Source organism: Rhizobium sp. SVR5-9E (genome assembly GCF_056755095.1).
In genome coordinates this window covers 1-21,202 of sequence record NZ_JBNDHS010000076.1, presented here as the reverse complement: position 1 = coordinate 21,202, position 21,202 = coordinate 1, and the positions used below count along the sequence as shown (strand labels likewise).

The following is a 21,202-nucleotide window of genomic DNA, read 5'->3' as shown; positions in this document are numbered from 1 at the left end:
ATTAAAGATCCTGGGAGAGCTGCTTCAGGAAAGCGGCAATGGTTTCTTCGTTTCGCTTGTAGAATATCCACTGGCCGACACGGCGGGTGGTGACGAGGCCGGCGCGATGCAAGACGCCGAGATGCGAGGAGACGGTCGACTGCGACAGGCCACAGCGTTCGAACTGGCTGGCGCAGACGCCCATCTCAAGAGGATGCTCCTGCGACGCAAAATGCTTCTCTGGGTTCTTCAGCCAATTCAGAATTTCCATCCGCGCCGGATGCGAAAGCGCCTTGAGGATCTCGTCTTTGTCCATCGCCTGGGGCCGATCTATAAATCGAAATTTATCGATATATGGATCGGCGATTTTCGATATGCAAGTCACGAGGGTGTGAGCTGGAATGATTTGACGCTGTGATTAAATTTTAAGCAAAAAAAGAGGGCCGCCGAAAAATCGGGGCCCTTTAAGGTGTGAAGGTCAAAAACCTCCAGAGGGGAACAGCTAATGCGGTGGCACTGGGAGAGAAGCCACCAAAGTGCATCAGCTACATGCGATATGGTGGTTTATTGGGCAGCTTTCAATGCATTTTTGTGCATGCCTGCTATGCGCTGCACAAAATATGCTGCAACGCAGCGAAATATAGGCAAAAAAAGAGGGCCGCCGAAAGATCGGGGCCCTTATAGGTATGAAGGTCAAAAACCTCCAGAGGGGAACAGCTAATGCGGTGGAACTGGGAGGAAAAGCCACCGTCTGCATCAGCTATGTGCGATATGGTGTTTAAATGAGCAGACGGCAACCCTCTTTTGTGCATGCCAGTCATGCGCTGCGCGCATAGTCTCTGTCAGAAGCTCCAGTTTCTCGCCTTGCTGACGATGAAATCCCGGAAAGCCTTGAGTTTCGCGGCGTTCTTGATCTCGTCCGGATAGCAGAAATAGGTATCGAACGAGGGCACATCCGCATTGATCGGAAGCTGAATCAGGCCCGGGTCGCGACCGACGATGTAATCCGGCATGCATGCGACGCCGATGCCGAGCAGGCAGGCGCGCTTGATCGACGTCTGGCTGTTGATCTGCAGATGCGGAATTCGCTTGTTGTCCGAGGAGCGTCCGGCAACCTCCAGCCAGTTGACGTCAAGCAGGTAGCTGGGTGCCGGTTCGCCGAAGGTGATGATCCGGTGGTTGTCCAGATCCTCGACCGTCTGCGGTTCGCCATGCCGGTTGATGTAGGAAGGCGCGGCATAGACGTGCATGTGTACGGTGAAGAGCTTGCGCTGGATGAGGTCGGACTGCTGCGGCTGGCGAAGGCGAATCGCACAGTCCGCATGGCGCATGTTCACGTCCAGTTCCTCGTTGTCGAGGATGAGCTGGATCTGCACGTCCGGATAGAGTTGCATGAACTCCTGGATCTTGTCGGTGAGCCAGCCCTGGCCAAGCCCGACGGTCGTCGTGACCCTGAGCTTGCCCGACGGCGTTTCCGTCGTCTCGGTGAGCTGCATCTTCACCGTTTCGAGCTTCAGGAGCACGTCGTGGGCCGTGCGATAGAGCAGCTCGCCCTGTTCTGTGAGAATCAGCCCGCGGGCATGCCGATGGAAAAGCTTGGTGCCGACGTCCTGCTCCAGTGCACTGACCTGACGGCTGATGGCGGATTGGGACAGATGCAGTTTATCGGCCGCATGCGTGAACGATCCGGCCTCTGCAGCTGCGTGAAAGATACGCAGCTTGTCCCAATCCAATGGCATCCCCCCACCCCGCATAGCCTGTGTCACTCCGCAGCCACGGCGACGGGCATGTGGCCCGTCAGATATCGTTCGGCTTCCAGAGCGGCCATGCAGCCCAAGCCGGCTGCAGTCACGGCCTGCCGGAAGGTATCGTCCGTCACGTCGCCCGCGGCATAGACCCCCTCCACGTTGGTTGCCGTCGAATCCGGAGCGGTCCAGAGATAGCCGTTGTCCTTGAGCTTGAGCTTGCCCTTGAAAAGTTCCGTCGCCGGCGCATGACCGATCGCCACGAAGACACCGTCGACGGCGACTTCGCTGATGGCGCCGGTGCGGGTATCGCGCAGCTTGGCGCCGGAAACGGATGGTGGCATCGGCGGCTTAGCCGGTGTGCCGGTGATTTCAGCGACCTCGGTATTCCAGAGAACCTTGATGTTTTCCTTCGAGAACAGGCGTTCCTGCAGGATCTTCTCGGCACGGAAGCCGTCGCGGCGATGCACGACGGTCACCGACTTCGCGATGTTGGAGAGATAAAGCGCTTCCTCGACAGCGCTGTTGCCGCCGCCGACCACGATCACGTCCTTGTTGCGGTAGAAGAAGCCGTCGCAGGTCGCGCAGGCCGAAACGCCGAAGCCTTGGAAGTGCTGCTCGCTCTCTATGCCCAGCCATTTCGCCTTGGCACCCGTCGCGATGATCAGCGTATCGGCGGTCCACACCTGGCCGCTGTCGGTGCGTGCCACGAAGGGCCGCTGGTTCAGCTCGACTTCGGTGACGAGGTCGTTGACGATCTCGGCGCCGACATGCTTGGCCTGCTGCAGCATCTGGTCCATCAGCCACGGACCCTGGATCGGATCGGCAAAGCCCGGATAGTTCTCGACATCCGTCGTGATCATCAGCTGCCCGCCTTGCTCCAGCCCGGCAATCAGCACCGGCTTCAGCATCGCGCGCGCGGCGTAGACGGCAGCCGTATAGCCGGCAGGGCCGGAACCGATGATGAGCACCTTGGTATGGCGGGGGGGCATGAGATTTCCTTTCGACTGACAGGACGCGGCGGCTACTGAGCGAATAAGGCCATTTCGCGATCCCTGGTCATTTATGAACGTCCAGTGCTTTTATTCAAGGGCAGCCGTGCATTACCAACAAGGCATTGCATGCTCTTGTGCAAGATTCCGTCATGTAGGCGAAACATTCTTGCGTATTCCGCCGCTTTATATAGAAGCTGGCCGGCAGGAATTAAAGAAAGGCATACTGCGTGGTTCGCGCCGAACTCGACGTCATCGATATAAAGATCCTGAGAGAGCTCCAGACCGACGGCCGCATGACCAATGTCGAGCTCGCCGACCGCGTCGGCATCTCGGCGCCGCCCTGCCTTCGCCGTGTGCGGAAGCTCGAGGAAGCCGGCGTGATCGAGGGCTACCATGCGATGCTGAACAGCTCGAAGCTCGGCTTTGACCTCGTCGCCTTCTGTATGGTCGGCCTCAAGCATCAATCGGAAGCTAATCTCAAAGCCTTTGCCGCCGCCACCTCGAACTGGCCGCTCGTGCGCCAGGCATGGATGGTCTCCGGCGACAGCGACTTCCTGCTCCACTGCGTCGCCGAAAACCTGACCCGCTTCCAGGATTTCGTCATCGAGGTGCTGACGGCGAACGAGCATGTGGACACAGTCCGCACCATGCTGACGATCCGGCAGGTGAAGCGCTCAGGGCTGGTCGAGGTGTAATCGCAGTACTGATGTTGGCGAGGAACAAGTGTCCGAATTGCTCCGCTTAATTCGCTATCACCGCGACGGCTTCGCACGCTTCACCAAGATTCTTGATGGCAGTGCCGACTACGCCAACAATTTAATTGCAGGAAAAGCAATCAAAGGGGCGGGATCCTTCGACAGTACGTCCCTCGATATTGCTGAGAAGCGTGTTCTCGCTATCGCTGAAAATCGCAGATCGCTTCTTTCTGATTCTCTTCGCACGATAAAGCCACGATATTCTGGCGCGCTGTGCTATGGCGTTACAAAGAATAATTTGCGCGAATTCGCTTTCTTAGAGCAGCAATGTGCCGACATTGGTCTGAAAATACTCCAAGAAAATTTGTTCCACTACTCTCAGTTTATTGTAAGCCCGAGGAACGAGGCGAGAGTCGCTGCTGCGGCTCTTCTCATGCGTGACGTGGAGCAATTCTATAACGAGAGAACAAGCATAACTGCAGCTATTGTTCAGCAACAAGTCACCTATACCAGAGAGTTCCTGCGTTATCTTCTGGCTTTCAATGCTCCTGGGGCAATCTGGCCCCGGCTAATGGTGGTCGCCAATGATCACTATCCGACGCAGATTGCTATTTCGATGCTGATGAAGGGCGCGGGCGTGCCTCGAATGTATATTCAGCACGCGGAGGTCACGACCGCATTTCCTGATCTGGATTTTGAATACAGCCTTCTTCGAAACGAGGTTTCTCTCAATATTTATCAAGAAATTGGCCCAGTTCCGGGTGATGTTTTTATCCTATCGCGCTACCGGCAGCCATTTGCGCGGGAGCGGCTGCAAATGCAGTTCGGCGCCGGCGTGGGGGTCGTGATATATCCGAGTACTCTGGCTCAAGTGCTTGTACTCGCCGATATTATTAAGCGGCTCAAGGGTAACCCAGCAGTCGGAAAAGTTTATCTAAAATTACACCCGAACTCAAAGCTGTCAGCTGACGACATGGCCGCTCTCGATGGAGCCATTCGGACAGCGGCGGCTCCTGAGGATACCCACGTTGCGCTTGTGGGAAATTCATCTGTGGTCACCGAAATATTGCATAGCGGCGTTCCCGTATATCAATGCTTTGAAATGGATCCAATTCAGGCGGATTACTACGGCTATGTTCGATCGGGCCTTACCCAAGCCGTATCGGTAGATGAATTGTCCGAGGTCTTCTGGACGCCCTACCGAGTTGACGAGGAATGGCTAAGAACGTTTGCAAAGCTTGATCCCTCCGTATTCGAGCAATCTACGCGCGATCACCGACGCATGATCTCGGCGATAACGTCAACGATTGGGTCTGAACACTCAAAAGCGTCGTCCGGTGGCAGGAAAAGCCCGCAGCTCCTTACCAATACCCTTTCCCACATCAGTGCATGGGTCCGTTACTTCCGTGATGGCAGGTTCTGACTTCGTAGCGGCAGGCCGGTTATAATCCGTCTACCCTCGCGCTAAATGGGCAAAATGCGCTTCTGTCACAGGGGTGGCTGCAGATGCGTCCTTGACGAGCGGCAGGCCTATAATCTGCTCATAGAATTTAGGAGGCAGCCCAAAGCCGGGACGGACGCTTCTTATACTGTCTTCAGTGACGATGTCGCCGACCTTCATGTCTGTGATGAAATACAAGGACCGCCGAAACTTGACGTTGCCCTGCTCGCTGGATTTTCGGCCGTAGTCGATGCCGCCCAATGCGTTCCAGGCCACCTTGATCCCATCAGCAAGGTCCTTCATCTCCTTCGGTTCGAGGGAGAAGCTGTCGTCGGGCCCGCCGCCATTGCGGTCGAGCGTGAAGTGTTTTTCGACTATTCGAGCACCGAGGGCAATGCTCGCTATGGCTGTGGTGTTGTCGAGCGTGTGGTCCGACAACCCGGTAACTAGGCCGTAGCGCCTCATTTTGTCAGGAATTGTCAGCAGATTGTAGTCTTCCGGCGGGGCCGGATAGCCACTTACGCAATGTAAAATGGCAACCTCGCGGCAACCGCCATCGTGAGCCGCGGCGACCGCTTCTGCAATTTCGTCACCGTCTGCCATGCCAGTGGAAATGATCATCGGCTTTCCGGTGCCCGCGACATACTTGATAAGACCGAGATCCACTGCTTCAAACGAAGCAATCTTGTATGCAGGCGCATTCAGATCTTCGAGGAGATCCACCGCGGTTTTGTCAAAAGGGGAGCTGAAGATGGTAATGCCGAGATTTCTGGCGCGTTCGAAGAGCGGTCTGTGCCATTCCCACGGCATATGTGCTTCTTCGTAGAGCTGATAGAGACTCTTGCCGTCCCATAAGCCGCCACGAATCTGAAATTCTTCGGTATCGGCTTTCAGTGTAATGGTATCTGCCGTGTAGGTCTGGAGTTTGACCGCGTCGGCGCCGGCCTTTTTGGCTTCTTCAACGATGGCGAGCGCGGTTTCCAGCTTGCCATTATGATTGGCCGATAACTCCGCGATCAAATAGGGTGCGGTATCACGTGCAATGCGACGTCCCGCGATCGTTATGGACGGTTCTTTGGTCATTTCACACCCTTTTCCTTGCGTCGCGCCACTCCGCGGCGCTTATGCTAAAGCATACGATTTCACGGTGGGCCTGATCGTCCACCTGTCGTTCCTTTAGTTCGTCTTCGCGCCGGAAGCCCATCTTTTCGTGAAAGCGGATTGAAACCTCGTTAAAAGCCAACGCTTCTCCCCGGACAGTCTCTAATCTCAGATCAAAAAATGCATAGTCCAATGCCGCCAAACCGAGGCGAGTTCCGGTTCCCTTTTGCATGCCCGGCGCCACATAGAAGCCCCACTCGGCAACCTTCCCTAGCGTTGTCTCATACAGGCTGACATATCCCGACGGCTGAGATTGGTCCTCGAAAATCAATAAATGCCAACTTGGATCGGCCTGTTTTCGGGCAAACCATGCCCGATGCTCATCGAGGCTTATCTCGTGGCTCGTGTACATGACTTGGCGAACCTGCGCGCTGTTGCGCCACTGCAGCACCGTTTCGAGGTCTTCTTCCGTCATTGGACGCATATGAGGTTCGGAACGTACCATCTCAATGCTTCAGCATATTCAACACGGTAGAAATGCCGTTGCCATCCGTGATTTCGGTGCAAGCAGCAATCATCTTGAGGCGCCGGGCGGGGTCGGCTATCAGAGGATTGATTGCCGGAGCAAGCAGCTCATCCAACTCGCTTGCGCTATCAATCATTATGGCAGCGCCGGCTTGCTGCAAACCGCGGGCGATGAACTCCTGATTTTGGGCCAACACGACAATAACCGACGGCAGGCCTAGACAGCATCGCTCCCAGGACGTTGCTCCCGCTGCCCCGATCGCTAGATCGCTTCCGCTCATCAACGCAGCCATTTCGTCGGTGTCTACCAGAATGTCGGTCTGCCACTTTAGTTGAGATGCAGCCTGTCGAACGCTGGGAAGCCAGGGTGCGCGACTACCCATGACAATCGTTATCTTCAACTCATCAGGCAAAGCACAGGTCTCAAGCGCTGAAATTACTCTGCCAGTGGCGTTGTCCTTGTCGATGCCGCCCATCGCGATCAGCAGTTTTTGTACCTGGGTATCAAGTCGCCGTTCAAGAGTTGATGGCCGTAGCTGAGCGAACTCCTCCCGCAGCACCGCATAGCGCGGGCCCAACAACAGCTCACATTGCTCTGGCACCAAATCCAAGTAATCTTCAGCACGCCTGCCCAAGCTTTGATCCAGTAGCAAGTCGCAATCGTGCCGACGGTCGGCCAGGTCGTCGATCACCATGATCCGTTCGCAAAACGGCCGCATCGCAAGTTCCCAACGGCTGTCGACTGCGTAATGGTCCACGATCAGCCAGTTCGGGCGAAAGGCTGCAATTGGCTCGCGGCATTCCTCCGCATCAGCCTCTAGGCTTGTTGCCAGCCAGTCGAAATGATCTGGAAGTGGTTGGTGATGGGGTACACCAAGCTTAGTGGATTGTCCCCCAGCGGGAGCAGCAGATAGAACGTCCACCCGACAGCCGCGGGCCTGAATCTGCTCAATCAGGTTTCCTCTTAACTCACGACAAATAAAGCGAATCTCCGCCCCGGATTTCCGCAGCCGATCGGCCAATGTCAGGCAGCGCATGACATGACCGGTCCCGATTTCCAGAGACGCATCGGTACGAATGGCGATCTTCATTGTGTATCTTAGCTTGCCAGCCCCAGAGATTGTCGCACCGGTATGCCCGCCGCAGCCATGGCTGCTTTTGCACCGGCGGGGGTTTGCTCGGTAAAATGAAAAATGCTTGCGGCCGCGACCGCGGAGGCGCCTGCTTTATTTACGGCGTCGATCATATCTTGATAGCTTCCTGCGCCGCCCGAAGCGATAACCGGAATGCTCACGGTATTGACGACAGTTTCTATCAAAGCGAGGTCATAGCCGGTCATCGTGCCATCTCTCTCGATCGACGTTATAAGCAATTCGCCCGCACCACGGTCCTCGAGTTCACGAGCCCATTCTGCGACGTTCCTTCCTGTGTCTCGTGTGCCTGCGTGGCTGAAGCATCGCCAGCTCGATCCATCACCCTTTCGAACGTCAACGCTTGCAACGGCGCATTGAGCGCCATATCGCCGTGCGATCTGCGTTAGCAGTTGAGGATTCTCGTAGGCGGCAGAGTTCACGCTGATTTTGTCGGCGCCGGATCGCAAGAGGCGCTGCACAAATTCGATCTGCCTGATGCCCCCTCCAACGGTAAGCGGTACAAAGCAATCCTGTCCGAAATCATTAATCGATTCAAAATCGGGTTCATCGCCGGTTTCTTGCGCCACGATATCGACCAGAATCAATTCATCCACTTCGCGCTGATTGTAAACTTTGATTGCCGGCAGGACCGGGCCGACGCGGCGCCAGCTGTCGAATCCTTTTCCTTTTACCAAGCCAAAATGCTTCCACAAAAGCGTAGGAATGACCCTGACCTTCAGCACTTTACGCTCTCCAGGAAGTTCTTCAGGACTTTGTGACCCGCACTCGAGCTCTTCTCAGGATGAAATTGGGCACCCCACACGTGACCTTTGCCAACAACGGCAGTTACCGGCACGCCATAGTCGGTCGTTGCCAGGAGCTCGTCATCGGAATCCGGTACGAAAGCATAGCTGTGAACGAAGTAAAAATCAGTTCCATCGACAATGCCGTCAAGCAACGGAGAGGATCTGTCTTTGATGTGAATGGAGTTCCAACCCATGTGCGGAACGCGCAAGGTGCAGCCAAGCTTATCCAAGCGCTTGACGGTGCCCTTTATCATGCCCAGCCCAGCCATCGGCTGCGAAGGAGTATCGATGGCACCCTCTGTTCCCATGGTCGCGAGCAACTGCATGCCCAAGCAGATTCCGAACAAAGGCCGACCCGCCTCGACGCTTTTATGAAGAGCTTCCGGCCATTGGCTCTCATTCAGCCGCTTCATTCCTTCGGTGAAGTTGCCAACACCAGGCAAGATGAGACAGTCGGTTTGGTGAATCAGGGCAGGGGAATCAATAAGGGCGGGAACCGCGCGCAATTCTTCGAGAGATCGCAGCACCGATCCCAGATTTCCCACTCCATAGTCGATGACGCCTACCTTCATGGATTGTCGTAGTTCAGTTTGGCCAGCGTGCCATCCCGATCCTTGATAAGAGCGCCATTCGCATCGCGCTTGAAGATCTTCTTGTTCGTGAACTTGTCGCAGAGACGTATGAATTCATCCGTCGTCATTTCAAGCGGTCGCAAAATTTCATCAAGCGACTTGCCCAGATACGTCCAAGGGAATTGTCCATCTAGCCGGCGTACGGCGTCAAGGCCGTCCTGACGTGTAAGCCGACCGCGGCGAATATGCAGACAAGCCAGATCGGTAGCTCGGCCAAAGCCGAACTTTAGAAACTTGAAGTAGTCGTGGATGCCGTGCTGATGGTTGTCCAAATTTTCGTAGTTAACCATCGAACCTTCAACTGTCTTATGGTAACTAGTAAACCCGTTTGCCTGCGCGATCAAAGCGTTAGAAAGCCCGTCCCACGGCAGGTAATAACCAAGAAACAGACCAGTAACGCCGGTTCGGGCGAGTTGTTCTTCGCTGGGATAGGTGTAATTGATCAGATGCTTTGCTTCGATTCCCTCCATTCCGACGAGGTCCGAAACACGCAGGCCCAGCAAACCGCCAAACTCCTCAAGCCACCGGCGATTGAGAACATTGTTCTCCGCATCGGCCGCAGGGCCGCCGTACTCATTCTGGGAATTCTCGCCCCAGATGATCAGCGGAACGTTAAACTGAACCGCGGCCCGAACGGGGATCGTGAAAATTCCGACATGCTCAGGCCAGGCGATGTCGCCGACCTGTGTTAGCCCGATGCGGTTCAGCTTGGCCCGCACCAGTGGGTTGGGCGAAACTTCAACGCAGTCAACACCGAGATGCTTGAGGTTCTCGATGTTCTTCCGCCCGATATCACTCAGGTCGCATGTGCTTGATGTTACGCAAAGCGGATTGAGGCCTAGCTGTTTGATTCGGATCACCTGATAGGTGCTATCCTTGCCGCCACTCACCGGAACAATGCAATCCCAGTTGCTGCCATCTGTGCGTCGGTATTTTTCCAAGACTTTCAGAAGGTCCTGATGGCGCGCATTCCAATCCACCTCCTTGCGCCGCTCGTAGCTTCGGCAGGCATTGCATATGCCTTCCGAATCCAAGTGGAGATCAGGTTTGGTGTCAGGCATTACGCAACGTATGCAGTAGGTTAGCATCTAAAGTCTCACTTTTCCGTCAGGAACGATCCACAAGGCGGGCTAGAACCTCAAACATGAGTTCTGCGTATCGCCAATCCTCCTCTGTATCAATATCCTGGACGCGGTAGCGGGGGATAACGGCGGGAACCGAATCCGCGGAGAAGATAGGCCTGCGTGAAAGCCATGCGTCGCGTCGGCCCCAATAGAACTGGCCTGCATCGTGATAGGCTTCTTCAAGGTCCTGGGAACGGGTTGCAAACTGAGTTGGATCAAACATCGCGGCCCGGCCGGACGAGGTGATCTTGACTGCACGTTGTATGGGGAACGCGTATTGCGCCACCGGAAACACGTAATCGCAACCTTCTTCAATCAGCCTGTCTAGGCAAAGGCGAAGATCTGCGGCTTCGATAAACGGCGCAGTCGCATAGATGCAACAAATTTCGGTCGCAGGCATGTTGTTCTTGAGCGCCCATTCGACCCCGTGAGCTACGACCGGAGTGGTGCCTGTTTGGTCATCGGAGAGTTCTGCAGGCCGAGTGAACGGAACATCACAATTGTGAGCACGCGCGACATCTGCAATCTCCTGATCGTCCGTTGACACCAAGATCTTGTCAAAACAGCCGCTATTTTGCGCAGCTTCAATCGACCACGCAATGATCGGCTTTCCTGCGAAGGTTCGGATATTTTTCCGGGGAATCCGCTTGCTTCCGCCTCGAGCCGGAATAATGGCGAGTCTCATTCGAAGATCGCTTTTCTTAAGCTGTCTAACACTATGTCTTGCCCATCGACTCCAAGGCCGGGATAAAGCGGCAACGTGATAGCCTCTGCATAATATTTCTCGGCTTCGGGGAAGTCGCCTGCTTTAAAGCCCATCCGCTTGTAGTAGGGCTGTAGATGCACGGGAATATAGTGGACATTGACCCCGATACCCGCTTTCCGCAGGCGGCCAAATACGTCCTGCCGCGCAGAACGCACGCGCACAGGATAAAGGTGATACGATGAATACGTATCAGGATGCTGCCATGGGAGCTGCAGTGGCAGCTCTGCCAGTAGATCGTCATACCGTCTTGCGAGCGTCTGCCGAGCATCCACATACTTGTCCAATCGCTCGATTTGGCTGATGCCCAAGGCGGCCTGTACATCCGTCATTCGGTAATTGTAGCCAAGCTCGATTTGCTGATAGTACCAATCACCATCGGATGGATGCGTCATCAATGCGGGGTCACGCGTGATACCGTGACTGCGAAGCAGTCGAAGACGTTCGGCCAGGTGGGAGTCGTTGGTCAAAGCCATGCCACCTTCGGCCGTCGTGATGATCTTCACCGGATGAAAGCTGAGGACTGTTATGTCGCTGTAGCGATTGTTACCAACGGGCGCATCATCGTATTTTGCGCCTATTGCATGAGACGCGTCCTCGACGATCCGAAATCCATATTTCTGTGACAATGCGTGGATCGCCTTCATGTCACATGATTGCCCGCAGAGATGGACCGGGATGACGATTTTGGGAAGGCACCCTCGCACCTCGGCGCTCCGCAGCTTTGCTTCGAGGGCGTCGATTGAGAGATTGTAAGTCGTCGGGTCGATGTCAACGAAATCTATCTGCGCGCCACAATACAGGGCGCAGTTGGCAGATGCGACGAACGTTATCGGCGAAGTCCAGAGCCAATCTCCAGGCCCGAGGTCAAGCGCCAGGCAGGCGATGTGCAATGCTGAAGTGGCGCTATTGACCGCGACCGCATAATCGGCCCCAGTATATCGAGAAACCATTGCTTCAAACTGTGGAACTGCCGGGCCTTGTGTCAGGAAGTCCGATCGCAGCACATCGACAACGGCATCAATATCAGCCTGCGTTATATCCTGGCGCCCGTAGGGGATCACGGTCAGAAGCTCCCGATTTTCTCTTTGTTTGCATCAAGCCAGTTCAACATTTCTGAATCGCTCATCCATTCGCTGTTATTGTCGCTGGAATAGACGAAGCCTTGTTCAACCTTCTTGCCGTCTTTTATTCTCTCCTGAGATTCAGCCCAGTCGTAGATCGCAGGAAGTATCTTGAAATAGTCTTTATATTCATAGGTATAATGGGAGTCTTCGGCACTGATCATCTGCTCGTGGAGCTTTTCTCCGGGTCGAATGCCGATTATTTCCTGCTTGGCTTCCGGCGCCAGAACGCGCGCAAGGTCAGTAACCTTCATGGACGGGATTTTTTTAATATAAATTTCGCCGCCGATCATGTCGTCAAAAGCGTGCCAAACAAGTCCGACGCCTTCTTCCAAGGAAATCATGAAACGGGTCATCCTTGAGTCGGTGATCGGCAGGACGCCCTTGTCACGAATGGACATGAAGAAAGGAATGACAGAACCACGTGAACCCATCACGTTGCCGTACCGAACGACTGAAAAGCGCGTGTCGTGGCTACCGCTGTAAGAATTTGCGGCAACAAAAAGCTTATCCGAGGCGAGTTTTGTCGCTCCGTAAAGATTAATCGGGCTGCTTGCTTTATCGGTCGACAGCGCAACGACACGCTTTACACCCTTGTCGATGCAAGCATCAATCAGGTTCATTGCGCCGTTGATGTTCGTCTTCACGCACTCGAACGGGTTGTATTCGGCTGTTGGGACGATTTTTGTCGCGGCAGCATGCACAACATAATCCACACCATCCAACGCGCGGTACAGTCTGTCCTTATCCCGGACATCGCCGATAAAGAAACGAATCCGATCGTCTCCACTGAATTTCTTCGCCATCTCCCATTGCTTCATCTCGTCGCGAGAGAAGATGATCAGCTTCTTGGGGTTGAAGCGCGCCAAGGTCATCGGCACAAAGCTGTTGCCGAATGAGCCAGTTCCGCCTGTGATGAGAATGGTTGAATCCTGTAGCATTGCCTCTAAACCAGTATGACGTCGTGAGGGCCTCGCCGCTTCGAGGCCGTAATTCCATGCCGATGCGCGTTCGGGAAAAACGAGCAACAGTTTCGACTAATTGCCCGTGACCTCGGTGTAAAGAGCCGAGCGCTTGCCTACAACAAAGCCAATGCGGCCCGATATCCAGCCCATTGTCCTCGCGGCGTCCAGAAGACTCCGGCCGGCGGTAAACGGAATGGCCAGAATTTGTCCGGCTAAAAACAGCGACTTCATTGGGACAGGAAGAAGTGCGAGCATCGAACGGCGTGAGAGAGCCTGGCTCTTGCGCCGGATGTGCGTGTTCGACTGGTCGCGTGCTCTTCTGTACTGGTACCAAAAACTCAGCCTGTCTGGCGGGATCGTCTCGTAGACAAAGGCATCGGCAACCCATCCGGTCGTCAGGCCGGCCTTGCGCACGTCCGCATAAAGTTTGGAGTCGGTACCGCCAGTGAAGCGCATCGTTTCGTCGAACCAGATACCATGCGTCTTGAAAATAGCGAGTTCCGCCAGCCAGTTATTGGTGACGATCGTCACGCGTTCGGTCGAATTTAATGTCGCTAGCTTGCCGGCGCGCGTTTCCTTCTTGGCGTAACGCGCCTCGACGTTCTTGTACATCGTCTTCTGGAGAGTTGTCAGATCTCCGGCAGGCGGACGGGCACGCAAAGGGGCGCCGAGTAGCACGGCACGGCTCTTTCGATAACCGTCGATCATTCTGAAAAGCCAGTCTTCCGCCGCCTCCTCGTCATCGTCGACGAACAGCAGCAGATCGGCGTCGGCTTTGATCGCTTCCTTTGCCGCGCGGTTTCTGCCGAACGGTATGCCTAGCTCCGTTTCCAGGACGTAGAGAAGCGGTGCCTGCGTAAACTTCGGACGGTTGGCTTCCACAATCGGCAGTGTGGCCTGCTGGCTGTCATTTTCAACAATCAGGAACGTCACCGTGCAGCGGTCGGGCAATTGCATGGCAGCCCATGAGCGAAGCAGGGCATTGACCATCTCCGGCCGACGACGGGTCAGTGCCGACACATATATATTCAAATTCTGCTCAGCTCTCGACATCGTCTGTCGCGGTCCAATCAATTGCTTACTACCAAGGTCGGCTTCTTCTAGGCGATTTTGTCATAGGCGTAAACATTGCTTGCGCAACCATACACCGTTCGTCGTGGGTTGATGTCCTTGGTTGTTGGTTCGCCGCTCGTTGCGGAAAATGCTCACCGCTAATGGGCAAGCATTTCTTCGTAAATGGCGCCGATGGCAAGCGCTTCGCGCATCAAGTCGAAATCCGATCTGGTCTTCTCCAGAGCTTGTTTGCCAAGGGTTTCGGCGGCTGCCGGGTCAGCAAGATACGGTGCGATCGCTGCCGTCAGCGCTTTACCATCGCCGGCAGCAACAACGGTACCGTTTACCCCGTTCTCGATCATCTCCGCATAGGCCCCTGCGTCCGAGGCCACCACGGCGGTCTGCGATGCCATCGCCTCCAAAGGCGTCAGCCCGAATCCTTCGTTGCGCGAGGGGGCGACATAGAGCGTCAGGCGCCGGTACCACACCTTGATATCCGGCACCTCGCCGAGAAACACGATCCGGTCGGTCAGTCCGGCCGCGGCGATTTCGGATCTGAGCTGGTTTGCAAAGGCGGTGTGTTCTGGCGTAACCCTGCCGGAGATCACCGCCGTCCACTCGGGAAATTTCGGCAATAGCTCGATCATCGCCTTGACGAAGAGATCCGTGCCCTTCTGATGGCGGATGCGGCCGAAGCAGCCGACGAGGTATTTGCCGGGCAGGCCGGTCGCTTCGATCGCGTCTTCGGCGGTCTGCGGCGGGTGGAAGAGGTCGAGATCCACGCCGTGGCGGATCACCGTATGCGGGACTTCGAGGAAGGAGCCGGAGCGGGCGCTGGTGGCGATCACGGCGTCCATCTGGCGGATCAGGAAGCGTGTGTAGCTCGTGTGTCGCCGCTGCGCCGCCGAGGTGAACAGCAGTTTCAGCGGCATGCGAAAGACATGCTTGAGTATTATCCCTGCCGCCATCTCGTTGTTTCGCCGCGCATGCCAGATGCGATGGCGGCCGTTGCGTGGCCGGCGCCAGAGCCCGGCGAGTTGCGTCCACCGGAGCTTGGGCAGGTGATCCGGCAAGCCGGGACCCAGCGTCGCGATCTTCACGCCGAGCTTGATCTGGCAGGGGATGAGCTGAACGATCGTGGACGTGACGCCGGAAAGCCGGCGCTTGAAGTTCGGCGCAATGATCTCGACGTCGCGGATATCAAGCACGATCTGACGATCAGCCCCAGGAGATCGACAGAACTTCGTAGGCCTTCGAGCCGCCTGGCGCGTTAACCTCAATGGAATCGCCGACTTCCTTGCCGATGAGCGCACGGGCGATCGGGGAGGAGATGGAAATGCGGCCGGCCTTTACGTCGGCTTCCTGGTCGCCGACGATCTGGTAGGTTTTTTCTTCCTCGGTGTCTTCGTCGACAAGCTTGACCTTGGCGCCGAACTTGATCTTGTCGCCCGACATCTTCGCAAGGTCGATCACCTCGGCGCGGGCCGTCAGATCTTCCAGCTCAGCAATGCGGCCCTCGTTGTGGCTCTGGGCCTCCTTGGCTGCATGATATTCGGCATTTTCCGAAAGGTCGCCATGGGCGCGGGCTTCGGCGATTGCTTCGATGATGCGAGGGCGCTCCTCCTGCTGACGCCAGCGCAGTTCTTCCTGCAGCTTGACGAAACCACCCTGTGTCATCGGAACCTTATCTACCATTTTCCTGTCCTTCGCACTTCGCGTCCCAGGCAGAGACACAAAAGAAAACAGGTCCCGAAGGGGAACTTCGGAACCGTGCAATAATCATAGCTGCCTGCTTATAACAGATCGCCGCCGCGGATTTCCATAAAATTCGTATTGATGATCGATGCCCGGCTCACGGTTCGCTGGCGTACGGTCAAAACCAGCCGCTCCGCATTGACTTTTAAAGGCGGAACATATAGTGAACATAACGATGAAGAAGTCGCTCAAAGAACGATTGGCCATCCTTTCGGACGCTGCGAAATACGATGCTTCCTGTGCTTCCAGCGGCACAACGACACGTCATTCAGCGGCAAGTGGCGGGCTCGGTTCGACGGAAGGTTCCGGCATCTGCCATGCCTATGCGCCGGACGGCAGATGCATATCGCTGCTCAAGATCCTGCTCACCAATTTCTGCATCTATGATTGCGCCTATTGCGTGAACCGCTCCTCCAGCAATGTCGAACGGGCTCGCTTCACGCCGGACGAGGTGGTCTGGCTGACGCTGGAATTCTACCGGCGTAACTATATCGAGGGACTGTTTCTCTCCTCGGGCATCATTCGCTCTTCGGACCACACGATGGGGGAGATGGTCCGCATCGTGCGGGAGTTGCGCACGACGCATAATTTTCGCGGTTACATCCATCTGAAATCGATCCCGGAGGCTTCGCCCGAGCTGATCGATGAGGCGGGGCTTTATGCTGATCGGCTATCGCTCAATATCGAGTTGCCGACCGATAGCGGCATTGCCCGGTTGGCGCCTGAAAAGAAGCCGTCCAGCATTCGCCGCTCGATGGGCGATCTTCGGCTGAAGATCGAGGCGGCCGAGGAGCCGACGCTTCAAACGAAGCAGCGCAAGCGGTTCGTTCCGGCAGGGCAAAGCACGCAGATGATCGTTGGAGCCGATGGGGCGAACGATGCGACCATCCTGGGCGCCAGCGCGCAGCTCTACGGCAGCTACGGGCTTCGACGCGTTTACTATTCGGCGTTCAGCCCCATTCCTGACGCGTCAAGGAACCTGCCGCTCATCAAGCCGCCGCTGATGCGTGAGCACAGGCTCTATCAGGCGGATTGGCTCTACCGGTTCTACGGCTTCGGCATAGACGAAATCATTTCTCCGCAAGCCGGCGGAATGCTGGATCTCGACCTCGATCCCAAGCTTGCCTGGGCGCTCGGTCATCGCGCCGACTTTCCGATCGACGTCAACAAGGCCGATCGTGAAAAGCTGTTGCGGGTGCCAGGCCTTGGCACAAAGACGGTGAAGGCCATCCTGTCCGCCCGCCGCTTCCGCACGCTTCGTCTTGAGGACCTGTCGCGGCTCGGCGTCTCGATCCGGAAGGTGCAGGCCTTCGTCACTGCCGAGGGCTGGACGCCCCGCCGCCTGATCGACCGTCCGGACCTGCGCGCCATGTTCGAGCCGAAGCCTGAACAGCTTAGGTTGCTCTGATGCGCCGGATCGTACTGGAGGGGCGGGGAGATTTCGGCGAATGGCGTGATGCCGCTCGGGCCCTTGCGGCAGCCGGCGTGCCGCCCGAGGAGGTCGAATGGCTGGAAAAGGGCGGCGACAAGCAGCTTTTCTGGAAACACGACGCCCTGCCGCCCCAGCCCGCCGGCGGGCAGAAGCAGATGACAGTGCCCGCTGCCTTCATCGAGGTGGCGAGCGCGGTGATCTGTCATTCCGATCCTATCCGCTTTTCGCTGCTCTACCGGCTGCTCTGGCGGCTGCAATCAGACAAGAAGCTGCTCGACGTCATTTCGGACGAGGATGTCTCGCGCGTGCGCCTGATGGAAAAGAGCGTACGTCGCGACGCGCACAAGATGACCGCTTTCGTGCGCTTCAAGGAAGTCGGTTCCGGCATTTCGATGAATGGCCGGCGCAAGTTCCTCGCCTGGTTCGAACCAGACCATCATATCGTCGCGAAAACGGCGCCGTTCTTTCAGAAGCGCTTCAACGACATGGACTGGATCATCCTGACGCCGAAGGGCTCGGCGGGATGGGACGGCCGGAAGCTGACGATCAGCAACGAACCTTGTGAAAAGCCCAATTTGACGGACGCCGCCGACGAACTCTGGCGCACCTATTACGCCAGCATCTTCAATCCGGCCCGCCTCAAGGTGAAGGCGATGCAGGCGGAGATGCCGAAGAAATATTGGAAGAATCTGCCGGAAGCCGATCTTATCCCCAGGCTCATCGCCAATGCCGAAAGCGAGGTTCTCGCCATGGCGGAGCGGCAGGCGACGCAGCCGCTGCCGTTCCATGACCGGCTGCAAGAGGCTGCGGGCAACGCTCCTGCGCAACCAAAGGCACCGGGCGGAACGCTTGAGGCGCTTCGTGAGGAGGCGGCCACTTGCGCGCGCTGCCCGTTGCATGCAAGGGCGACCCAGACGGTATTCGGGGAGGGGCCAAGTAATGCCGCAGTGATGTTCGTCGGCGAGCAGCCCGGCGATCAGGAAGATCTCGCCGGCCGCCCCTTCGTTGGTCCTGCAGGGAAGGTCTTCGATCAGGCGATTGCGGAAGCCGACATCGACCGCGCGACGCTTTACGTCACGAACGCCGTCAAGCATTTCAAATACGAGCCGCGCGGCAAGCGCCGCATCCACCAAAAGCCCAATATGGGCGAGGTGAAGCATTGCCGCTGGTGGCTCGAGCTTGAAATCGAACTGGTGAAGCCGAAGTTGATCGTCGCGATGGGCGCAACGGCGCTCGCTTCTCTCACCGACACCAAGCATCGGCTTTCGGACATTCGCGGGCAGGCAATTCCGATGGCCGATGGGCGGCTGTTGTTTGTGACGGTGCATCCAAGTTACCTTCTTCGCATTCCCGACGAAGTGCGCAAGGAAGAGGAACTCGCACGGTTCACGGCGGATATGCGGCACATCAAGCACTTGGCGGCGTAGCCGCAGAGAATGATTCAAGCCGTTAAGAAACGAAGTTAGGGTTGGAAGGCAGGTTCGGCGGATCGTAGGAGCCGGCGTCCATTCGCTCCTTGACCGAGACATGGATCAGCGCATCGTCGGGAATGAAGCGGCGGTCGCTTTTGGGCAGATAAAGCGCGCTCCGGTTCCCGTGCTCACGCCAGGAATGTTCCGGCACGCGCCGCGGGACGTATTCAAGGATTTTCCATGCGGCGGTCATGGAGTCGTGGAGAGGTGCCGTGGGCTCCAGCGGTACATATTTCTTGTTACCCTTGCCGAGCACGATGTCGTTGACCGTGCGCGTGACATAGATGAGGCCGGCCGCCCGCGTTTCCTCGATCATCCAGGCGAGCGGGATCTTGACCGCTGCGCTCTGCGCCTCCGGATAGCCGCCGCCGATATCACCGTGGACCCCGGCAAACCACACCTCGCGGAAATTCTGCTTCACAGGCGGTGTTTTCGGCCGGAACGGGCGGCCCCAATATTCCTGGTCCAGCTCCCAAAGCTCTGGCTGGAACAGCGTCCGCTGCTCGTCAATGGCGACCGCGTGGCGTACCCATTCGACGCTGGGGTTCTTGCGGGTGAACGGATGTGTCTTGAATTGTGGAAACCATTTGCCCGGCTCGATCACCGAGGCCACGGTATCGAAAAGACCGAGGAGCTTGATCGGCGGACGGTCGTTCCGCAGCGTGCGCTCGTAGAGCTGCATGGCGGCGAAGGCCGAAGGCGCCTCCTCTCCACCATCTTCGCCGCCGCCAAGCCGCTCTTCTTGCTGCGGAATTCCCTTGTAGGTCCTGTAGGCATAGTCGAGCAGATTGAGGTGATATCGGCTCGTCAGGCCGAAGGCATGGATGAAGCCTGCCAGGACTCGCGCCGAATAGGCGCCGCGGCTGAAGCCGAAGATATAGATGCGGTCGCGATCCGGATGCCGCCGGTCGGCGGCGGTCGGGCCGCGATCGTAGTTCTCCACCAGAAAGCGGTAGGCTTCCTTGACGTTCTGGTCGAGGCCCCAGCCGGTCGCTAACCCGAGAACCTCATAGGTGTTGCGGTAGAGCTTTGACCAGGCGTTCGCCGCGCCGAAAGTGCCGACGCCCGGATCGTAGTAGACAATCTGCTCATCCGAGCGCTTGAGGGTACCAAACAGCCTGAGAACATTGGTCCTGTCGGCCGATATCTCGTTCGACGTGCCATCGAACAGAATGACAATGTTCTTTGCCATCGATCGCTCCGGATGCTCCCGCATGAAGGCTAGCATCCGGAAAGATCGACAACAACAGACCGTCTGCCCCTGATCCGAGCGAGTATCCATATCCGGGAATCGACCCCGTGAGACTTCACCCCACCCACTTATTGAAGGGCTTTGGGCCAACGAGCCTCTCACGAGGGATACTAACTAGTTGTTTTTCATCTCCCATCGCCAATTACCTCCTGTATGCAAGTCTCAAATTTCGTTTCTGGGGAAAACTCTTTGCAATGGTCTAAGGCGTAGACTGCCACCATCGTTGCGTTGGCTCTAAACCCCGGTAGCGTTGTTTACCGCGAACTCTTTCTTCGCGCGCCGCACCGGACCCCAAGGTAAGGTCGACGGCGATGACGTGTACGGCGACAAACAGCGGACCATTGGAAAGCATGTAGGAATCGGCGGTAGCCCACGCCGTAGCTTCTAGCTTCGAGTTATGATCCACCATGTATTTGGAAGTAAGGGCTTGCCGCCGAGCATTCTCCGTAGCGACGATCGTCCGGCTTCGAATTTCGACTGCGGGGTCTCGGAGATAGATATCACCTCCGCTGCGAGCCAATGCTTGGTTCCGGACGTAAAATTGCCCCGAATGAAAAACCAATGGGCTTACCGCTAGCATCAAAAACGACGTTTCTATTGTCTGCCATTGACATTCACTCCTTCATCTAGAGGTGTATGAAGAAACGATGCGTATAAAAGAATTCAAGTCTAATCCCTGGTAGATCCGGTCGTTAACCAAAAAACCAAGATGAATTAGAGTTGACGACAGTATACATTTTTCTACCACCTGATCTGGTGCCTGCTCTCCAAGAATAACAAGAGATCTAGTTTTCCCTCTGAATGAGCAATTTGGAAAATGCTTCATAAGCAGCTCTTCGGGGTATGCTTTGGCTGACACCAAGATGTTCAAAGCATCTCTGTCTTCGTACATCATACGAAGATAGCCAACTTCGTCCTGAGATGAGACAAAGTCGCTAGCGTGGCCGCACACATTCTTCGATTGAACCTCCCTAGCTTCAATGCAGGAATAGAGGATGTTAATCCTCACTCCTCGGAACTGTTGGTGGCGGGAAACCGGATTCAAATTCAGGAAGTAGGGGAGGATATCATTTCGTTGCGGGAACAAGTCGTCGGAAAAAATTGGTGATGCGAATAGAGACGCCATTGCAGCTAATGTCAGCAGCCTGACAACTCCGTCAAACAACATACGCACCCCCAACAAACTCCGCACCTGCCGCCTTCATCAACC

At 56.3% G+C, this 21,202-nt stretch carries 20 protein-coding genes; 4 read left to right on the top strand and 16 right to left on the bottom strand.

Annotation, left to right across the window (positions count from 1 at the left end; all coding sequences use genetic code 11):
• Window position 1: 1 nt before the first annotated feature.
• The 3 genes from ACPYOJ_RS25980 to trxB form a co-directional block, all read right to left on the bottom strand.
• Window positions 2-295, bottom strand: coding sequence for an ArsR/SmtB family transcription factor (locus tag ACPYOJ_RS25980; protein ID WP_481418820.1), 294 nt, complete (start codon window positions 293-295; stop codon window positions 2-4).
• Between the two features lie 526 nt (window positions 296-821).
• Complete coding sequence (locus tag ACPYOJ_RS25975) at window positions 822-1,718, bottom strand: LysR family transcriptional regulator VtlR (protein WP_168830532.1); 897 nt, start codon at window positions 1,716-1,718, stop codon at window positions 822-824.
• Between the two features lie 23 nt (window positions 1,719-1,741).
• Complete coding sequence (trxB, locus tag ACPYOJ_RS25970) at window positions 1,742-2,716, bottom strand: thioredoxin-disulfide reductase (RefSeq protein ID WP_481418819.1); 975 nt, start codon at window positions 2,714-2,716, stop codon at window positions 1,742-1,744.
• Between the two features lie 230 nt (window positions 2,717-2,946).
• Here trxB and ACPYOJ_RS25965 point away from each other — a divergent pair, with 230 nt between their 5' ends.
• Both ACPYOJ_RS25965 and ACPYOJ_RS25960 read left to right on the top strand, forming a co-directional pair.
• Window positions 2,947-3,414 (top strand): Lrp/AsnC family transcriptional regulator, encoded by a 468-nt coding sequence (locus ACPYOJ_RS25965; RefSeq protein ID WP_168830534.1) that lies wholly within the window; start codon window positions 2,947-2,949, stop codon window positions 3,412-3,414.
• A 28-nt stretch (window positions 3,415-3,442) separates the two neighbouring features.
• Entirely contained in the window at window positions 3,443-4,837 is a 1,395-nt protein-coding gene (locus ACPYOJ_RS25960) for a hypothetical protein (RefSeq protein ID WP_481418818.1), read from the top strand.
• A gap of 30 nt (window positions 4,838-4,867) precedes the next feature.
• Here the strand turns inward: ACPYOJ_RS25960 and pseI are convergent, their stop codons facing one another.
• The 12 genes from pseI to greA all read right to left on the bottom strand — a co-directional run bounded on the left by pseI (window position 4,868) and on the right by greA (window position 15,776).
• Window positions 4,868-5,938, bottom strand: a complete 1,071-nt coding sequence (gene pseI, locus ACPYOJ_RS25955) for a pseudaminic acid synthase (protein WP_481418817.1) — start codon at window positions 5,936-5,938, stop codon at window positions 4,868-4,870.
• A gap of 1 nt (window position 5,939) precedes the next feature.
• The gene (pseH, locus tag ACPYOJ_RS25950; protein ID WP_481418816.1) at window positions 5,940-6,461 is read right to left on the bottom strand and encodes a UDP-4-amino-4,6-dideoxy-N-acetyl-beta-L-altrosamine N-acetyltransferase; all 522 of its coding nucleotides are present in this window, start codon (window positions 6,459-6,461) and stop codon (window positions 5,940-5,942) included.
• Window position 6,462: 1 nt separating this feature from the next.
• Window positions 6,463-7,572 (bottom strand): UDP-2,4-diacetamido-2,4,6-trideoxy-beta-L-altropyranose hydrolase, encoded by a 1,110-nt coding sequence (pseG, locus tag ACPYOJ_RS25945; protein ID WP_481418815.1) that lies wholly within the window; start codon window positions 7,570-7,572, stop codon window positions 6,463-6,465.
• An 8-nt stretch (window positions 7,573-7,580) separates the two neighbouring features.
• Complete coding sequence (gene hisF, locus ACPYOJ_RS25940) at window positions 7,581-8,357, bottom strand: imidazole glycerol phosphate synthase subunit HisF (RefSeq protein WP_481418814.1); 777 nt, start codon at window positions 8,355-8,357, stop codon at window positions 7,581-7,583.
• Window positions 8,351-8,992, bottom strand: coding sequence for an imidazole glycerol phosphate synthase subunit HisH (gene hisH / locus ACPYOJ_RS25935; RefSeq protein ID WP_481418813.1), 642 nt, complete (start codon window positions 8,990-8,992; stop codon window positions 8,351-8,353). Before hisH ends, hisF begins: the two co-directional genes overlap by 7 nt.
• Complete coding sequence (locus ACPYOJ_RS25930; RefSeq protein WP_481418812.1) at window positions 8,989-10,140, bottom strand: N-acetyl sugar amidotransferase; 1,152 nt, start codon at window positions 10,138-10,140, stop codon at window positions 8,989-8,991. Before ACPYOJ_RS25930 ends, hisH begins: the two co-directional genes overlap by 4 nt.
• Window positions 10,141-10,159: 19 nt before the next feature.
• Window positions 10,160-10,861, bottom strand: a complete 702-nt coding sequence (gene pseF / locus ACPYOJ_RS25925; protein WP_481418811.1) for a pseudaminic acid cytidylyltransferase — start codon at window positions 10,859-10,861, stop codon at window positions 10,160-10,162.
• On the bottom strand, window positions 10,858-12,003 hold the full coding sequence (pseC, locus tag ACPYOJ_RS25920) for a UDP-4-amino-4,6-dideoxy-N-acetyl-beta-L-altrosamine transaminase (RefSeq protein WP_481418810.1): 1,146 nt from the start codon (window positions 12,001-12,003) through the stop codon (window positions 10,858-10,860). Before pseC ends, pseF begins: the two co-directional genes overlap by 4 nt.
• A gap of 2 nt (window positions 12,004-12,005) precedes the next feature.
• Entirely contained in the window at window positions 12,006-13,004 is a 999-nt protein-coding gene (gene pseB, locus ACPYOJ_RS25915) for a UDP-N-acetylglucosamine 4,6-dehydratase (inverting) (RefSeq protein ID WP_481418829.1), read from the bottom strand.
• A gap of 96 nt (window positions 13,005-13,100) precedes the next feature.
• Entirely contained in the window at window positions 13,101-14,048 is a 948-nt protein-coding gene (locus tag ACPYOJ_RS25910) for a glycosyltransferase (RefSeq protein WP_481418809.1), read from the bottom strand.
• A gap of 191 nt (window positions 14,049-14,239) precedes the next feature.
• Window positions 14,240-15,289, bottom strand: coding sequence for a glycosyltransferase family 4 protein (locus ACPYOJ_RS25905; protein WP_481418808.1), 1,050 nt, complete (start codon window positions 15,287-15,289; stop codon window positions 14,240-14,242).
• A gap of 10 nt (window positions 15,290-15,299) precedes the next feature.
• Window positions 15,300-15,776, bottom strand: a complete 477-nt coding sequence (greA, locus tag ACPYOJ_RS25900; RefSeq protein ID WP_481418807.1) for a transcription elongation factor GreA — start codon at window positions 15,774-15,776, stop codon at window positions 15,300-15,302.
• A 235-nt stretch (window positions 15,777-16,011) separates the two neighbouring features.
• Between greA and ACPYOJ_RS25895 the strand changes: the two genes are divergently transcribed.
• Complete coding sequence (locus tag ACPYOJ_RS25895) at window positions 16,012-17,244, top strand: putative DNA modification/repair radical SAM protein (RefSeq protein WP_481418828.1); 1,233 nt, start codon at window positions 16,012-16,014, stop codon at window positions 17,242-17,244.
• Complete coding sequence (locus ACPYOJ_RS25890) at window positions 17,244-18,695, top strand: UdgX family uracil-DNA binding protein (protein ID WP_481418806.1); 1,452 nt, start codon at window positions 17,244-17,246, stop codon at window positions 18,693-18,695. The genes ACPYOJ_RS25895 and ACPYOJ_RS25890 overlap by 1 nt, the downstream gene beginning before the upstream one ends.
• A 22-nt stretch (window positions 18,696-18,717) precedes the next feature.
• On the opposite strand, the gene ACPYOJ_RS25885 is transcribed toward ACPYOJ_RS25890, so the two are convergent.
• Complete coding sequence (locus ACPYOJ_RS25885) at window positions 18,718-19,932, bottom strand: T6SS phospholipase effector Tle1-like catalytic domain-containing protein (RefSeq protein WP_481418805.1); 1,215 nt, start codon at window positions 19,930-19,932, stop codon at window positions 18,718-18,720.
• Between the last annotated feature and the right edge of the window lie 1,270 nt (window positions 19,933-21,202).